At 61.0% G+C, this 17456-nt stretch carries 12 protein-coding genes; 6 read left to right on the forward strand and 6 right to left on the reverse strand.

Annotated features, from left to right (window positions below; all coding sequences use genetic code 11):
* Positions 1-2: 2 nt before the first annotated feature.
* Genes FHS06_RS06535 through FHS06_RS06550 form a run of 4 tightly spaced genes read right to left on the reverse strand, consistent with a single transcriptional unit; the run spans position 3 to position 6974 of the window.
* Positions 3-3080 (reverse strand): glycosyltransferase, encoded by a 3078-nt coding sequence (locus FHS06_RS06535; protein ID WP_167047000.1) that lies wholly within the window; start codon positions 3078-3080, stop codon positions 3-5.
* Positions 3077-4072: a rhamnan synthesis F family protein gene (locus FHS06_RS06540; RefSeq protein WP_167047003.1), complete on the reverse strand. Its 996-nt coding sequence runs from the start codon at positions 4070-4072 to the stop codon at positions 3077-3079. The genes FHS06_RS06535 and FHS06_RS06540 overlap by 4 nt, the downstream gene beginning before the upstream one ends.
* Complete coding sequence (locus tag FHS06_RS06545; protein ID WP_167047006.1) at positions 4069-5094, reverse strand: glycosyltransferase; 1026 nt, start codon at positions 5092-5094, stop codon at positions 4069-4071. The genes FHS06_RS06540 and FHS06_RS06545 overlap by 4 nt, the downstream gene beginning before the upstream one ends.
* Entirely contained in the window at positions 5064-6974 is a 1911-nt protein-coding gene (locus FHS06_RS06550) for a glycosyltransferase (protein ID WP_167047009.1), read from the reverse strand. Before FHS06_RS06550 ends, FHS06_RS06545 begins: the two co-directional genes overlap by 31 nt.
* A 128-nt stretch (positions 6975-7102) precedes the next feature.
* Between FHS06_RS06550 and FHS06_RS06555 the strand changes: the two genes are divergently transcribed.
* Together FHS06_RS06555 and FHS06_RS06560 are read left to right on the forward strand one after the other, a co-directional pair.
* Positions 7103-7894 carry an ABC transporter permease gene (locus FHS06_RS06555; protein WP_167047012.1) on the forward strand — a complete coding sequence of 264 codons (792 nt, stop codon included), beginning with the start codon at positions 7103-7105 and terminating at the stop codon, positions 7892-7894.
* The gene (locus tag FHS06_RS06560; protein ID WP_167047015.1) at positions 7894-8640 is read left to right on the forward strand and encodes an ABC transporter ATP-binding protein; all 747 of its coding nucleotides are present in this window, start codon (positions 7894-7896) and stop codon (positions 8638-8640) included. The genes FHS06_RS06555 and FHS06_RS06560 overlap by 1 nt, the downstream gene beginning before the upstream one ends.
* On the opposite strand, the gene FHS06_RS06565 is transcribed toward FHS06_RS06560, so the two are convergent.
* Together FHS06_RS06565 and FHS06_RS06570 are read right to left on the reverse strand one after the other, a co-directional pair.
* Positions 8625-9947 (reverse strand): O-antigen ligase family protein, encoded by a 1323-nt coding sequence (locus FHS06_RS06565; protein ID WP_310734843.1) that lies wholly within the window; start codon positions 9945-9947, stop codon positions 8625-8627. The genes FHS06_RS06560 and FHS06_RS06565 overlap by 16 nt on opposite strands.
* Positions 9944-11377, reverse strand: coding sequence for an O-antigen ligase family protein (locus FHS06_RS06570; protein ID WP_167047018.1), 1434 nt, complete (start codon positions 11375-11377; stop codon positions 9944-9946). The genes FHS06_RS06565 and FHS06_RS06570 overlap by 4 nt, the downstream gene beginning before the upstream one ends.
* A gap of 59 nt (positions 11378-11436) precedes the next feature.
* Between FHS06_RS06570 and manA the strand changes: the two genes are divergently transcribed.
* The 4 genes from manA to FHS06_RS06590 all read left to right on the forward strand — a co-directional run bounded on the left by manA (position 11437) and on the right by FHS06_RS06590 (position 17423).
* On the forward strand, positions 11437-12612 hold the full coding sequence (gene manA, locus FHS06_RS06575) for a mannose-6-phosphate isomerase, class I (RefSeq protein ID WP_167047021.1): 1176 nt from the start codon (positions 11437-11439) through the stop codon (positions 12610-12612).
* Between the two features lie 159 nt (positions 12613-12771).
* Positions 12772-13098, forward strand: coding sequence for a WhiB family transcriptional regulator (locus FHS06_RS06580; protein WP_167047023.1), 327 nt, complete (start codon positions 12772-12774; stop codon positions 13096-13098).
* Positions 13099-13164: 66 nt separating this feature from the next.
* Positions 13165-16026, forward strand: coding sequence for a glycosyltransferase family 2 protein (locus tag FHS06_RS06585; protein ID WP_167047025.1), 2862 nt, complete (start codon positions 13165-13167; stop codon positions 16024-16026).
* Complete coding sequence (locus tag FHS06_RS06590; protein ID WP_167047027.1) at positions 16023-17423, forward strand: DUF5719 family protein; 1401 nt, start codon at positions 16023-16025, stop codon at positions 17421-17423. Before FHS06_RS06585 ends, FHS06_RS06590 begins: the two co-directional genes overlap by 4 nt.
* The last annotated feature ends 33 nt before the right edge of the window (positions 17424-17456 follow it).

Here is a 17456-nt window from a genome sequence, read left to right on the forward strand (position 1 = left end):
GGTCAGCGCCTTGCGGCGAGCGCAGCCTTGAGGAGTTCCTGCGCTCGAGCATCGAACGAGTGCTCGCGTCTGATGCGATCACTCGTGTGCGTGATCTCTGTAGTAGGCGGGAAGATGTTCTCGATGCCATTTCTTAGAATTTTTACGAGATCGTCTCCGGAGCCATAGGTCACGACCGAAGAGCCAAATATATCTTCGATCCCGTCGACACGATCGCTGAGCACGCGTCCGCCCGCTGCCACGACATCGAATAGGCGGTTGGAGATAAACCCGTCGCGCTGCATATCGCGCCAATGGTCGTTCAAAACGACGGATGCAGATTCGTAGAGTGCGGGAACGTCCGCATTCGGAACGCTCGTGGCTGCGATTGAGTCGGGGGAGATGAACTGCTCCCAACCGCCACCGTAGACGACGATGGGAATTCCTGCTCGCAGCGGTTCGAGCACTGCCGGGCGAGCAATGTGTCTGCTGTTGCCCACGAATACTATGTCTTTCGTTCGTGGCCGCTGTGTTGGGCGGAAAAGTTCTGGATCAGTGCACTGCAGAAGCGGCGTTACAGTGCGGCCCCAACGACTTGATTGTCTTTGAGCCCATGAGTCCGACGCGGCAAACACCAAGTCAAACTTGCTTGCTTCGGCTCGGGTGACCATCTCGGGGTGGCTGATGACCCATAGCATGTTGATCCCTGCAGTGGGAGTGACGTGCGCGTCAAGACCTCGGATGACGAGGCTGACGTCGTCAATGTACGCGGTATCGCGACTGTGTGCATCGTGGTGATCGATGACGACTTCTTGTCCTAGGCGTTCGAGAGCGCGCGCTAACGACCGCGCGAAGTGCGTGTCACCCCAGGTTTCACCCATCGGCCCGAAGCGCGAGGCGATCTTCAACGCCCATCGCAGGCGCGGAATACTCGACGAGGTTGCGATTTCACGGTGAATCATAGGCCGCATCCGGGACTCACCGTCTGCAGTGGTGAGATACTCCCAATGTGCGAGGTGTTGGCCGAGCTCCGCATGAAGTTCAGCGGCGTCACCGAGCGTCGCGGGCATCAGTGTGGTTAGCGCTTTGAGGTTTCCCAGCGGATCAACGCGCGGAGGGGTCCTGCTTTCGAACTGGCGCCACACGACGTCAGTTCGAACGACGAATTCGTAGTCAGGCCACTCTGCACGCAGCGCCGATGAAAGGGCAGGCAGCTCGAACTGGTTGTAAAGGAGTGGTGAAAGTCCCTGCACTTTGATGAGATCAGCTGTCGGCATAGCGAAAGAATCGCCGTGGAGCGCTGGAATCTTGTGGGTCGTCCCTAAAGCCTTGGCGTCAGATAGGGGGTGTCCCCACAGCATCGGCTCGGGCGCCGCGCCGCGCTTGGGCTGCGCCGATCCGACGCCGAGCAACACTCCTTGGGGCGTGACGTTGGTAGGAATGACTACTCGTCGCGAAGCCGGTTCTGCTGCGTTGGCCAGCTTTCGGATGGAATCGGCATCGAAGAGCGCGTGCGGGCCAAGGACCAACGTTCCGGTTCGGCGCACCTTCGTCAGGCACATGTTCACTGCGTAAGAAAAGGACTCGAACTCGACAAAAAGCTGTGTATCGAGGTTCGGGCGTCCGGGGCGCGCTGCCGCCCCTGACATCCACTCCTCTCGGGTAGGAGCGATGAACGCCACGAGCACGCTGAATGAAGGATCCTCAGAAAGTAGGAGAAGCTCCTTCAGCTTGTAGCTGATATCGGTGTCTCGCCGATTCAAGATCGCGACGACGTGAGTTCCTGAAAGCAGCTCTTTTCCCCGCACCTCGTCCCAGGCGACTTGTGCGCGAAGACGCACGTAGGTGTCCCAGCCCATGGGCTCAGCCGTTGAAATGCGGTCAGCATATTCTTCGTGATTGCCATATACCGGCCCGAGCACCGGGATGTGCCGAATTCGGTTCTTTTCTGCAAGCCGCAAAATGAGGTCGAAGTCAACTGCGCGCGGCAAGGCAGTGTCAAAGTTTCCTGCCGCGGCGAGGGCATCAGAGCGCACGACGAGCGAATTCAGATCGACAGAGTTACCGAGAAGCAAGCTGTCATGTGTTGGTTCATTTTGCCGGTAACTAACGCGATCCTCGTGCACCAGCTCGACTGTCGCAAACGTTACGGCGTCGCCCTCTTCGACCATCGAGGAGACCATCGTCTCGAGGAAGAGCGGCTGCCATTCATTGTCGCTGTCAAGAAACGCGATGTACTCGCCCTGCGCTGCGTCGATGCCTGCGTTGCGCGTGGCGCTCACGCCGCTGTGATCACGGGGGATGAATCGAATGCGCTGGTCTCGACACGCGAGAAGCTGAGCGATAGTCGCGGTGTCGTCCCACGAGCCGTCGTCGACGATTAAGAGTTCCCAGTTCGTCCATGTCTGGGCAAGAACTGATTCCGCGGCGACTCTCACCCCGCCCGATCTATTCCACACCGGCATGACGATGGATACAAGCGGCTGCGCGTTTGCATCGCCCCAAACCGGCAGCGGCTCCGTCGGTTTCTTCAGCCATGAATTTGGGCGGCGGCGGCCGTTGTCCGCCCGCGCGGTCGACCACGCTGAAATCGCGTGCAGTGTGTGCTGGTAAAAATCTGTCCAGTCGACACTTCGTACCCCCGAAGCATCCTGAATGGGTATCTTTACGTTCTGCGGGTCGCTTTGAACGCGCCCCCACAAGTGCCCCACTGGGCCGCCGGGATGTTGCCTTGCCTCTGGGTGTTCTGTCAGATAAACTTCAGCATCCCAAGCGGGGCTCACCGGTGTGTTCCACTCCGCGCTCGCGATGTAGTCATAGGCGAGAGGACGGGTAGTGCCAGACATGTTCCGCTTAAGGACGAAGTCGTCGATGAGGATGTTGACGGCGTAACCGTGCCGATAGCCCGAGTGAATGTAATGCGCGGCGGCTTCTGCTGTGTTCATTTCATCGAGGCCGAGCTGCGCCGCGTAGAGCACAGGGTCAACGATCCCTGCTGCGATGACTCGCGCGATCCGTCGACGTGAATCGCTTTTCTCGAGAGCATGTCGCACGACGGGAATACGGCGGAGGTGCCGACTCATCTCACGCAGTCGGTTCATCTGGGTGTCCTTGCTCTCATCCATCGTGCTTGTCGCGATGTGTAGCCCACTCGCCGGCGTTGCAGTGGAGGGAGTGAGCTTGGGCTGTCGTTCTCCCAGCGTCGCCCAGGGTAGAAAGAAGTCGTGGTGTCGATGTATTTGCGCACCCCATCGAATTCGTTCGGGAACCGCGCTTCGCACATCGAGAGCAGCGCGGCCGAGTCGAGCCAATAGGGGTCGTAGCGGAGGGTGTCGAACTTCACCACGGGAAATCGCGTGTTGTCGAACACGGAGTCTGCGTAGACGGTTGATGGGTTGAGGAAACGACTTTCGCGCGGATCACGTCGCTGGGATACATCGAAGTCGCTGTCGACGAGGTCGAGAAATTTTGACGGATACCGGTCGCGTCGACGCTGTAGCCAGTGTGTTCCGCGTCTGGATGCACGTTCCATTTCGGCGGTCGTCGGCTCGAAGTAGGAGCCGAGCCGGAATCCCGCTTCACGCATCTGCAGGCTGATGCCAAGCTCTTGTTGCGCGATCGCTGTCCTTCGATCCACCGCGGGACGGTATAGGTCCCAGAACGAAGTGAAAGTCGCAGATTTCAGTGCTTCGGTCGAGAAATACAGGAAGTAAGACTGGATATGCTCTCCGCGGCGCCAGGTTCGTGTTGCTCCCCACATTTCCACCGGTTGTGACTGCATTTTGGTGATCATCGACTCGACGGGGACTAGCTGCACGTAGGAGTCGTTCGTGAGCAGCAGCTCGTCGTAGTCGGCCGCGAAGTCCGTCATCTGGAGTGCCTCGTGCCACGACCCGAAGTCTTGGCCAACGTTTGCGCGCTCAAGAATTTCAGCGTACGGAGATATCGCGGTGCGATCTTCCGGCGTGAAAGTACTCGTGGAGGCGAGAACGACTCGCTCGAATGTCCGCGAAAGATCCTGGAGCTGGCGCAGCACGTGCGGTGCGATGCGTCCGAGCGGGTTGAAGTGGGCGACGAGAGCTAGTCGCTTCACTCGAGCGTTCCTTTATCGAGGCCCGGCATTGGGCGCCAACTGGCATCCTGGGAAATCTTTCTCCCGTCCCGAATCCCGCGAACGAGATTGCTCGTGCCGCGTACGGTGCGTTCGACGAAGAGCAAACGAATGAGTTCTTTGGCGAATGTGAGAGTTGTACCCGCGCCGAAGAGCACCGGGTTGTAGATGCCAACGGCCCGGTAGTACTGCTTGATGTGCGCGCGGTTGCGCATGATGTAGTACCGGTAAGCGTTGCTCGAGGCGTTCATGTGGCGAATGCCCATGTCCCACTGTTTGATTTCGCGGGTTCGCTTCAGCACGAATTCGTTGACGATGACTGATTGCGTCTTGCGCGAAGCAAGCCAGCCGTACACCTGGTCGTCCCAGTAAATGAAGAATCGTGGATCAGGAAGACCGATCTGCTGCACGATGTCACGATGTATGAACATGCCCTCGAAGCATCCGGAGTTCATCGGCTTGAAGCCCGACTCATCGAACCCAGCCGGCGCAAAGGGGATGGGGATGCCGAGAGGCTCGGCGATGCGGTACTGCCAGTAGAACTCGCTGCCGTCGTAGTCATAACGGCGCCCCTGGATGCTCTTGAAACGCGGCGCCCAGGCGCCCATTCGTGCGAGTCCGTTGGGGATGACTTCGACGTCGTCATCCATGAGCCACATCCAGGTCGAGCCCAGCTCGTACGCCACGCGCATGCCTTCGCTGAATCCGCCAGAACCACCGGTGTTTTCGTCGAGCCGACGGTACACGAGCGTCGCTCCGAGCCGCTCGCGATAGGACTCGACGAGGGCTGTGGTGTCATCTGTTGATGCGTTGTCGACGATGACGACATGGCCCGGTTTCGGATCCATCACAATGATGCTGTCGAGGAGCTTCGAAAGCAGGTGCGACCGGTTGAACGTGACGATCGCAATCGTTGCAGTGGCCGGGTCGAACTGCGTCGGCGTGGAATCGCCGTGGAGGCCTGGTGACACGCTCACGACTTCGTCACCAGCTGCTCGCGCCATCTGTCGGCCGAGGTGAGATCTGGCAGCGCCTCGCGATATTCGCGGGACAGCCGAGGCCATTCTTTGCGAAGACGCCGGTGCAGGCGAACGCTCTCGAGAATCATTCGCCGGTAGGCCGCGCGATCACGGGTGTAAATGTTCTTCCCCGCTCCGTCGGCGGTACTGACGAGAGCGCTGTCATACCTCGGGATGCGCCACCAGTGCGCGTCCATCTTTCCAAATTCCACCTCGGGCTGCGCCACATTCTCTGGCCTGGGAGTGTGTATCCAGTGCGCCACAAGCGTGCTGAGTGTGAACCAGCGAAGCTGCATTCCCGTTGGGCTGTCGAACTGCTGCCGCCTGAGGCGCTTGAATACCTGGCGGCCACGGCGAGATCGCAACACCGTCGAGGATTCTTTGTGGACGACGGTCTCGGGATAGTCCTTGGCGGCCGCACGTGCGCTGGGCATAGCCGTTTCGAGATTTTTCCACATGTGCTGCGGGCCCGACATCACGTCGCGAAGCGCTCGGTGACGGAGTTCAACCGGGTAATACTGCATCATCATGAGGTGCTTGAGGTCCACACGTCGGCTGTGGCGGATCAGTGTGCCGCCGTCGGGAACGGGGGAATGCAAGAGTGCTGCGACGATACGGTTTCGCGCGTGGAAATACGCTTGCCAGTCGATGCTGTCGTCTTTGCCGACCCAGGAGACGTGCCAGAGCGCGACGCCCGGCAGCGAAACTGTGGGCACTCCAGCAGCTCGCGCACGCAGGCAGTGCTCGGCGTCATCCCACTTGATGAAGGCAGGCAAAGCAAGCCCGATCTCACGCAACACCGAAACGGGGATGAGGCACATCCACCACCCGTTGTAATCGGAATCGAGACGCATGTGCAACATCGGAGACTGTCGAAGGTTTGCTTCGCTGAAGTCGTGCGGCATTCGCTCTTGAAAGAGTGTTCGCCACATGAACGGAACATCATCGACGACTTCGGCCCATGCATGGAGCTTGGGCCTATCGAGCAGGTCGAACATGTGCGCTCCGACGATGGTCGGCGTCGTGCAGTACCGGCCGAAGATCACGGAGCGACGGATTGATTCGGGTTCGATGCGCACGTCATCATCGAGGAGCTGAACGAAGTCGCTGTCGGGACGGTCGAGTGTCTCGACCATTGCGCGCGAGAAACCTCCCGAGCCACCGAGGTTGTGCTGACGGATCACCTGCAGAGTCTCGCCGAGCTCTGAAGCGAGTCCCGCGTATTCAGGGCGATCTTCGACGTTCTCAGTGCCCTGGTCAATAACGAAGATGCGGTCGATAACGTCAAGCGCTTCGGGGGACTGAGCCAGATTCGCCAGAGTTTCAACGCAATAGCCAGGCTTGTTGTAGGTCGTGATTCCGAGCGACGCTTTGCCCGCACGAACCGGTTCTTGCTCGGTTGTCCACTCTGCGCCCTCGAAGATCGTGTCTTCGTGGTCAGCGACAATATCGAACCAGATCCAACCGCCATCACTGTACTGATCGAGCACGAGATCAACCGTTGTGGTGGCAGACCCCGTCACCTCATGCGTCTCAATGCGCTGCTTTATGCCTCCGCCTGTCGAGCGATAGACGAGAACTGTCGCAGTGCCAGTGGTGCGCACCGTCAACGAGATGTTGCGAATCGGCGTCCAGTGCTGCCAATACGAGGCTGGGAAAGCATTGAAGTATGAAGCAAACGAGACGCGGCGGCTTGCGGATATGCGCGCACGGCGGCGATCAAGAACATTCGCGAGATGCGCAACGCTGCTGACACGCACCGGCTCCTCATCGATGATCGACCATGTTTCAGGGTCGGCATACAGCGGAAGGATGTCGGGGTCCCGCTCGAGCGGGAAGACGACATTCTGAAGGACGTGTGTCACTGGTTCTCCGATTGCGTGTGAGACAGGCGTCGGGAGCGTCGAGCCGAAGAGAAGCCTATCGTGCGCGCCCTGTTGATCCCTGGGTGTGAACGCTCGTGGATCGCGGTTAGGGCTCTACACTCGAAATCGTGACCACCGCAGCCGTCGGCGCTCCCGGATCTGCGCGCCGGTACCTGCACTCTTTGTGGATACTGTCGGCGCGTGATCTTCGCGTACGTTATTCCACCAGCGCCCTCGGGTATCTCTGGTCGGTTCTCGACCCGCTTGTAATGACCGGTATTTACTGGTTCGTCTTCACTCAGGTGTTCCATCGGACAGTCGGCGAAGAGCCGTACATCGTCTTTCTGATCACGGCTCTTCTTCCCTGGGTCTGGCTCAACTCCGCTGTGAGCGACTTCACAAGAGCGTTCAACAAAGACGCTAGGCTCGTGCGCTCAACGTCAATACCGCGCTCTATCTGGGTGAATCGCATTGTTCTGAGCAAGGGGATTGAATTTCTCTTCTCGCTGCCGGTTCTCGTTGTCTTCGCTGTTTTTTCGGGCGCGACCGTTGGATGGGGACTTCTGCTCTTTCCCGTCGCGATGATCCTTCAACTGGTGCTGCTGACAGGTCTCGGGCTCTTGGTCGCGCCACTCTGCGTGCTCTGGACCGACCTTGAACGCACGACGAAACTCATCTTGCGGGCGCTCTTCTACGCTTCGCCCATCATCTACGGAGTGGCGAACCTCCCCGGTGCCTTCTCCGCCGCGGCCGCGTTCAATCCACTGTCCGGAATCTTTGCGCTGTACCGCATGGGCTTTTTCCCCGATCAATGGAATACCTTCACCGTTGTCGTTGGAGCAGTGATGAGTTTCATGTTCTTGGCGCTCGGCCTGTACACATTTAGATCGCTTGAGCGCGCTGTGTTGAAGGAGCTGTGATGTCAACCGCTTCGTTCGCGATCGAGGTAGAGAGCCTCGGCATCCGTTTTCGCCGCAATAAGCGCGGTCGGCGGAGCATCAAAGACTTGTTTGCGGGAGCATCACGTCGTTCACGCCCGGGTGAGTTCTGGGCACTTCGCGACGTATCTTTTTCTGTGACACCCGGCGAGTCCATAGGTGTCGTAGGGCGAAACGGTCAGGGAAAATCGACGCTGCTGAAGCTTGTCGCAGGCGTACTTCTCGCCGATGAGGGCGAAGTGAGGGTGCACGGCGGCGTTGCTCCGCTTATCGAGATCACCGGCGGATTCGTCGGAGACCTCACTGTGCGCGAAAACGTCCGCCTGACCGCGGGGCTCCACGGCATGAGCCGAGCTGAGATCGCCCGCCGGTTCGACGGGATCATCGCTTTCGCCGAACTTGAGGACTTCCTCGAGACGCCTTACAAACACCTGTCGAACGGAATGAAAGTTCGCCTCGCGTTCGCCGTGGTCTCGCAGCTTGACCAGCCGATTCTCCTTGTCGACGAAGTGCTGGCTGTCGGAGACAAGGCCTTTCGCGAGAAGTGCTATCGCCGGATTGATGAACTCCTGGCCGAAGGTCGAACCTTGTTTTTCGTCAGCCACAACGAGCGCGACTTGCGGAGATTTTGTACGCGCGGGATTTACTTCGACAAGGGCCGCTTGGCAATGGATGCCCCGCTCGCTGAAGTCCTCGACCGGTATAACGCCGACTACTCGGCCACTTGAGCCGCCGGGAGGTCGGAACTTCCAGGCCCGCTGTCGACATGTTGGCGCCACGACCGTGATTGCCCGGCGCGCACCGCGCAGATAACGAGCAGCATCCAGCCGAAACCCGACAGTGTGAAGCTCTCGAAAAGAGAATCGACGATCAGCGCTATCAGCATGAGCGGTGTCCAGGCATAAACGACCGAGCGACGAACGCTCGCGACAAGCCACGACCGCACGAGGGCGATACCCGCGAGGAGCGCAAAAAGCGCCAACCCTACCCAGCCCAGTTGAAGTACGACGTCAACGAAAGCGTTGAGTGCGCTCGCGTGATGATCTTGTTCGACATAGTTGATGGCGTTGAACGGAGCTTGGCTGCGAAGCCAGGGCCCGGTCCATCCCCACCCTTGCACGGGGAAGATGCGGACGAACTGCTCAATCGTGTTCCACAGGTCGACGCGTGTCGAGAAGTCGCTGCCGGCACCGAGGAACGCAATGATTTGATGCCGCAACGCGTACGCAACGGCGAGCCCCACGGCCACAACGGATCCCAGCGTCCATTGCAATACGTTCCGATTGTCGCTCGCAGTGTGTCGCACAAGCATCAGGAGAAGTGCTGCGGTTCCGACGACGACGCCGAGGACGATGACAGTCGGCGAGTCCGATAGCACCGCGAGCACGCCAGCGAGGACGACCGAAGTGACAGCAACCCCTGGTCGGACGGATGCCGTCCGCCACTCGATCATGAACGCGATGAGAGCGATGACCGCTACGAAACCGAGAGCATTTCGGGTGCCGAAGATTCCCTGAACCGGGCCGCCAGCGGCGATGTTTGCTTCTATGCCGAGGAACGCGATCGGAGTGTCGAGGAGGATTCCGGAAAGTATCTCGATGCCGAGCGATACGGCCAGCAGCACGCGTAGAACATCGCCGAGGGCGCGAACCATCTGCAGTGTGTCTCGCACGTGAGCGGCGACGATTCCCAAGAAGGCAACTGCCGCCAGCGAGAACCAGCCAACAACGGTCTGTTTCGTGCCGTGGGTCCAGATCGTGCTGGCCAGCGCCCACACCAAAAAAGCGAGCACAGAAAAAGGGACGAGGCGCACGAGTACAAGGTCGTCACGGCGAGCCCAGAGTATCGCGGAGCCCAGGATGCACAGCCCGGTGATGATTGTGATGAGAGTCACCCGGCCTGCAATGTGTTCGATCGCAAATGTTCCGAACGCAGTGCCGAGTGTCGCCAACGTGAACGCGCGAGCTATCGCCGCTGACTGGAAGAGCTCCGCGCCGAACCGCAGCGAGGAGGATGGGCCACCGATCCCGCTCACGTGCGTTGGTTCCCAGCGACGCCGTTACCGTCGGTGACGCTGCTGATGCCGTCACCGCGCTCCATGGCGAGGGTTTGCTCCGCGGGGCCGATACCGATCAGCGGCGCCTGCTTAATCTTGAATCCGAGCATCACGACGCTCAACCAGCCCCACAGCAAAAGCGGGCCGGACTCGGCAAGCCCCTGCACAAGGAGCATGCTCATCACCAGCAGCGGCAACAGGGTGAGCGGGGAGAAGGGACGATTGGCAACCAGATCCCATCGGGGCCGGTCAACAGCGAAGAACCATGCTCGCCAGATGACCGAAAGGTAGATGCCGGCCATGATGAACAGTCCAACTGCGCCGAGCTGCAAGAAGACATCGATCCACATGTTGTGCGCTTGCATCACGCTCTGCCCGTGATCGATGATCCAGCCGTCGAAAGCGGGATCGGAACTTAGCCACGGCGTTGCAAATCCCCAACCGATCACAGGATGCTCGATGGCACGCTCAAGCACGGCTTGCCAGATTGTTTCACGCCCAGTGAGAGTCGAAGAACGGCCCAGCACCGCGAAGATCGCGTCACGCCACACCCATACAACTGCGATGCCTAAACCCCCCACAGCACCGAAAGCTGCGTAGTACTTCGTGCGGGACCCGGGACGCCGCGCTGTGCGCATGAGGAGCGCGGTGGCAAGTACAACAGCGACGGCGGCAGCGGAAAGGTAGGCCGTTGCGGAGTCGGCGCGAACAAATGCGTAGGTCGCGACGGTGAACCACAATGCCAGGGGCACTCGTCGGGTCGTTCGAGCGGCGAAGATGAGGGCGAAAACGATCATTGCCGTCAGCGCCACGCTCGCGAGGAGGTTCGCGTTTCCGAAGATTCCCTGGATGCGTCCGCCATCGAAGAGGTTGTTCCGTGACCAGTAGACGATCGGGTCCATTTTCGTTGTGGGAATCACGAAGCCGGGTAAAAGCGGGCCATCTATGAAGACCGAGACTGCCAATTCAAAGAGCAGCGACAGGGCGATGACCCACTTCAGTGCCGCAGCCATGGCTCGGATGAGTTCTTTCCACCCCAGCATGCTTGCGACCATGAGGCCCTGCAACGTGGTGATAGCAAGAAGAAGCCACGTGAACGCCGTCGTCGACTGCCACGACGACCAGAAGATCGACGTCAGTGCCCATGCGACATATCCGAGGGGGAACCACGGCAGACGCCGCCAGTTCACCGGTGGCCGGATGCTGATCCACAGCGCCGCGGAAACCATCCCGGACACGACGGCGATAGTTCCCGCCACAACATCGCCGAATGCGTTGACCCATGCGACTCCCGCGAATGCTTGGAGCAGCACGAAGGCACACCACGCCCGGAGCATGAGGTGCCGAGTCTTCTCTCTCGGGGGAGCCGCGGGCGGTGCTGCGATCGGGTGCTTCGTGTGGACGGCCATCGTGTATTCAGGGTACCGGGCGCACCGCTCTGCCCGTAGGTGCTCAGTAGGCTGGGCTCATGCTGGTGAGGATATCCAATGAGCCCCGTGATTACGCGTGGGGCTCGACTTCTCTGATTGCTCGGCTGCAAGGTCGCGTGCCCTCGGGTGCCGCTGAAGCGGAAGTCTGGTTCGGGGATCACCCCGGCTCGCCCGCGATCGTCGAGGATGGGACCGCCCGCACTGTCGACAGATGGCTAGCGGAAGAGACCGGCAGCGGTTCCAGGCTTCCCTTTCTGCTGAAGCTGCTTGCCGCGGGGTCGCCCCTCTCAATTCAGGTTCACCCTTCGAAGAACCAAGCTGAAGAAGGCTTCGAGCGCGAAGATGCCGCCGGAATTCCACGGGATGCTGCGCACCGCAATTACCGTGATGACAACCACAAACCCGAACTGATCGTGGCGCTGAGCGACGAGTTCGAAGCGCTCGCGGGCCTCCGCGCGCTTGCCGATACACGCCGCCTGGTCGCTGCACTCGGCGACAGCGCTGGTGTTCGAGCACTGTCAGAGCGCCTGCGCGTCGATGATGAGAGGGGGGCGCTCGCCGATGTCATCGGCTGGGTTCTTTCGGGTGAAGCCGGATCTTACGTTGACGACATCATCAACGCGGTTGTGGCGATGGAGCTTGACGCGAGCGACGAATTTGCGCGTGAAGTAAGGCTGATCGGTCGTCTTCAGGATGCGTATCCAGGAGACGCGGGGATCGTTGTCGCGATGCTCATGAACTACGTCACCCTTGCTCCCGGGGAGGCGATTTTTGTCGGCGCAGGTGTGCTCCACGCGTACGTCGCGGGTCTCGGGGTTGAACTGATGGCCGCCAGTGACAACGTGTTGCGTGGCGGGTTGACGCCGAAATACATCGACACCGAAGAGCTCTCGCGCATCCTCGACACCACACCCATCGCCCCGCCGCTGCTGCTTCCCACCTCGAAAGACGACTACGTCGACGTCTTCGATGCAGGAATTGAAGATTTTGCACTCACGCGTGTTCGAGTGGCGAACACACCGGTGGCGGTGCCCGTGTCGGCGCCCGCGATCGTTCTCGTGGTCGACGGTACCGTGGAAGTCTCAGGGGCCGACGAGGCACACGCGATTGCGCTTTCGCCCGGAACGGCGCTGATCGCGAGTGCCGATGAGCAGGTCTTGCGCTTCCGAACTGATCACGGCGGCGTTGCTTTCATCGCGACGCCAGGGCGTTGAGTCAAACGTTTTTGCATCGAAACACGCCGACGGCGCGTCGTAAAGATTCAATCCACACTTGAGGGTTTACGATCCGCGACTTGACCGCAGCGAATGACACCGGTGTAATTATGTGTAGGCACCATTCGGGTGTCGGGGTCTAAACGCTAGGAGAACGATATGGCGGCTGCGAATTACCGCTCGGGCGTTCCCGAAGATTGGTTTGTTGATCCGGTAAATCTCGGCGTGCCGGGAGTCCGGCGCACGGTCGAGGCCGAGGAAGAGAGTCTCCTCTCCTGGCAGACCGACGCCCTGTGCTCACAAACCGATCCCGAAGCATTCTTCCCAGAAAAAGGTGGATCGACTCGGGACGCCAAGCGCATCTGCACATCGTGCGATGTGCGGTCTCAATGCCTCGAATACGCGCTTCAAAATGATGAGCGTTTCGGCATTTGGGGCGGTCTCAGCGAGCGCGAGCGCCGCAAGCTGAAACGTCGCGCAAGCTGACTGAGATTGGCGCTCGCGGCGCGTTCGCGCGATTGCGACGCTGTTGCCGCCTAGGCTGACCTGGCCATGCCCGCTCGAGTACATGCCTTTCTCGTCGTGCGCCCTGAAGGGCGGACGGCCGCTGCCCTTCACCTGAAGCGCACGTTGGCCGCGCTCGACGCGCAGACCCGTCAGCCCGACACGCTCACGATCGTGATGTGCGGCGGAGATAAAGCCGTTGCCGATGTCGCTGGGTCCTCGCGGGCTGAAGGCGTCATTACCGCTGCTGCTTCCACGAGTTACGCACAGGCCCTCAGCCTCGCGACATCGCGGATGACGGGCGATGCGGTGTGGCTTCTCGCGCAAGACACCGCACCCGAACCCGAGGCGCTGGCAAGGCTCGCCGGGGCTCTTGAGCTGTCTCCGTCGATCTCAGTCGCGGCCCCAAAACTTGTTGACGGCGAAAATCGCGCGCAGATCGTCTCTCTCGGCGTGAGTATGACGCGCTTTGGGCGCACTGTTGAAATTGTCGAGGATGAGCTCGACCAGGGTCAACACGACGTCAAGGCAGATGCGCTGGCGGCGGACGTTCGCGGCCTGTTGGTGCGAGCTGACGCGTGGCGCCATCTCGGGGGGCTCGACACGGCTCTTGCGGGAGCCGATGAAGGGCTCGACCTGGGCGTGCGCGCGCGGCTTGCCGGAGGACGCGTGGAGCTGGTTCCGCGAGCAATCGTGGCGGTTAGTGGCGACGGTGTCGCTGCTCTTCCCCTGCCGCAGGGCGGAAAACGCATCCGTCGCAGGGTGTTTGCAACCCGCACAGCGCAGTTGCATCGGCGGATGGTTTATGCGCCAGCGCCGAGCGTGACTCTGCACTGGCTCTCGATTTTGCCGTTGGCTTTGTGGCGCACAATCCTGCAGCTTCTCGCGAAGGAGCCGGCAAGTGTTCTCCCGGAGTGGGCGGCAGCAGTCGTGGTCCTGGTGCGATGGGGATCGATTGCGCGTTCCCGGAGCGGAATTCGGCGCAGTCGGAGATCGTCTTGGGCGCTCATTGCCCCGCTGCGTGTCGGGCGAGACACACTGCGTGAACGGCTCGACATCGACCCCGACGAGACCGGTGAAGCTCCACGGCGCCCCGAGCTAGCCCTTTTCAGTGGCGGTGGCGCGTGGGTCGTTCTTGCAGCTCTTCTGCTCTCAGCAGCGGTATTTCCCGCTCTCCTAGCGTGGCGAGTGCTCGGTGGCGGCGCTATCGCGCCGATGCGTGACACCCTCATCGGCCTCTGGTCGGATGCTGGCTACGGCATCCGTTCGACTGGTTTGGACGTTGTCGGCCCGGCCGACCCGTTCGCGGCCGTCATCGCGGTGCTCGGGTCGTTGTGGCCGGGCGACCCGTCGCGCGCAGTCGTGCTGTTGTGGCTACTTGCGCTGCCGCTCGCGGTTCTCGGCGGCTGGTTTGCGGCAACCCGCATCACCGAGCGTTCGCTTCTGCGCATAACGGCGGGCGTCGCGTGGGCTCTGGCGCCGACATTCTGGACCGCTCTCATCGATGGGCGTCCGACGGGCGTGATTGTTCACCTCCTCCTGCCGTGGCTGTTTTATGCGGGTTCGGTCGTGCACCGATCCTGGACAGCGGCCGGAGCTGTGTCGCTACTCATGGCGGGGGTCATGGCGTCGGCACCGTCTCTCGCCCCGGCGCTCATCGTCGTCTGGCTCGGCGCGATTATCCTGACGATCATCATGCGTGCCGGTCGCGGCGCGGGGCGGATCGTGTGGACGATGGCACCTGCCGCGGTGCTCTCAGCGCCTCTCGTGTGGACGCAGTTACATCTCCAGAACCCCTGGGGATTGCTTGCAGATCCCGGCGTTGTGTGGGCAGGCCCCACCGCATCCGCTGATACCGCGGGCCGTGCGCTGCTCGCCGCTGGCTTTCCTTCCGGCGATCTCGGCGGTTGGGTCGCGATCCTGCAAAGCATCGCACCCGGTGTTCCGGTGTGGTCGGTTGTCTTCCTGGTTGTGCCGATAGTGGTTCTCGCGCTGTTGGCTCCAATGACTCCTCGTTGGCTCCCAGGCTTCGTTCTCGTCGTCGTCGCGGCGCTCGGCATCGGAACTGCGATTCTCCAGGTGGGCATCGCCGTATCGTTTGATAACGCGGAAGCGGTGTCAATCTGGCCTGGGACCGGACTCAGCTTTGCTTGGATGGGCATCGTCGGAGCGACCGTCGTAACACTTGAGGCGGGGCTTGTGCCGCGCCAGAACGTCGCGCGAGCGGTGGCCGCGACTGTCGTCATGACAACTCTTGGTCTGCTCGCGATTCCCTCCCTCACCGCTGTTAGTCGTGACGAGTCAGTGCTGGCGAATGGTCCGACTTCGACGTTGCCCGCGTACGTCGCGGCGCAAGGCCGAGATGACGCTTCGGTGGGCACTATCGTGCTCACCCCGCTGGATGACGGCGCGATAGTGGCTGAAATTATTTGGGGCGGCAGCGAGACGATCGGTGGGCAATCCACCTTTCTAAATACTCGTATCACGGCGACAGACGCCGACAACGAGACTGCAGCGCTCACAGCGGCTCTTGTGAGCGCGACATCGGCGGATGCGGTGACTCAGCTCGCAGACGAGGGCATCGGGTTCGTCCTCCTTGCACCTTCACCCGGTACCGAATCGGATGAGGCGCGCACAGTCCGTCTTTCCGCGCAGACAGCGCTCGATCAGCGCGAAAATCTCGATGCCGTGGGAGACACCGCAAAGGGGCTTCTTTGGCGAGTGACTGATGACGTTGCCCCGAGGGCCGAGGCATCCGTATTCGTTCGAGAAACGGGACGACTTATTGCAATCGTGCAGCTCATCGTGTTTGGTGCGGCCGTGTTGCTGGCTGTTCCTACCTCAGCGTCACGTCGCGCCGCGCGTCGCACGCCGAGAATCGTGGGCCCGCACGCGCAGGAGGTGCGATGAGTAACCGACGAATTCGCCGTTGGGCGCTGACAAGTGCGCGCGTTTTGGTGGGAGCAGCGATTGCCGCAGCCACCGTTCTCGGGATTGTTGTCGCAGCAGCGGCGCCTTGGCCGAGCTATACGGCCGCACCGGTCGAGGTGGAGGCGGCCCCGGCCCTCTCGAACTCCGTCCTCGCGTGCACCGGACCGCTCCTTGCCTCAGCGCGCGATTCATCACAGGCCAGCCTTCTGAGCGTTGCCGGTGAGCAGCAATTGACGACAGGTTCTGATGCCGCTGGAGCGTCTGTGGAAGTCGATGGCCTCGATGCAGTATCTGTCGCCGGGGGCGCGACCGTCGCGCGATTGACGGCCCCACCGCAGGATGGCGTGGCATCCGACATTTCTGGTGCCGGTTCCGCCCAAGTTGAAGCCGATGACCTTCGTGGGTTCGCGGCTTCTGCTTGCCAGCCCGCTTTGATGGATTCCTGGCTCGTTGCGGGAGCTGCAACGACCGGTGCTGCTGACTTGATCGTGTTGTCGAACCCGGGTGTTGTGCCCGCGACAGTTCAGCTGACGATTTACGGTGCGACCGGCGCCATCACGCCCGATGGTGGAACAGACGTGGTGATACCCGCCGGTAGCCAGCGGGTATTGCCGCTCGCGGGCCTCGCGCTGAACGAAGCGACACCAGTTATCCGTGTCACGGCTTCCGGCGCTCCGGTCGTGGCTTCTTTGCAGTCGAGCGTGACGAGAACCCTCGTACCGGGTGGCGTTGACCAGGTGGGAGCGATACCTCTGGCGACCGCGACCCAGGTCATCCCTGGCGTCACAATTGCGAAGGCCGCTCGCAGCGGAACTGTCACAACCGTGTTGCGAGTGCTTTCCGCAGGCGTCGACGCGACAGCATCCGTCACTGTCGAAGACGAAGACGGAGTCGTGCTCACTCAGGAAGTTCCCCTGGCGGCCGATATGCCAGTCGAGGTAGACCTGTCGGAAGTCGACCCGGGCGACTATACGGTTTTTGTCAGCGCTGATGCCGCCGTCGTCGGCGCTGTCTGGCACACCACGGGACTGGGTGAGGGATCAGACATCGCGTGGTTCAGTTCGGCACCTGAGGTGAGTCTGCCGAGCACGTTTTCAGTTGCTTCGGGCCCATCACCCACACTGACGCTGGCGAACACGAGCGAAGCAGACACCACGGTCACCCTTGAAGCGATCGGGTCACGCGGAAAAGACCTCGAGATTGATGTACCCGCGGGGGGAACCGTGACGACTCCCGTTGTCTCGCGCGCTGTGTATGCGATGAATCCCGAAGCTGCTGTGCACGCGTCGATCACGTATTCCGCAGACGGCCAGCTTTCTGGGTACCCGGTCTGGCCAGCGGATGCCGCGGCGTCAACCGTGACGGTCTTTCCCTAGCGGTTAAACCCGAATCGCCCCGCCCAAGAATTC

This window comes from Microbacterium halimionae, from assembly GCF_011761265.1.
Classification (GTDB): domain Bacteria; phylum Actinomycetota; class Actinomycetes; order Actinomycetales; family Microbacteriaceae; genus Microbacterium; species Microbacterium halimionae.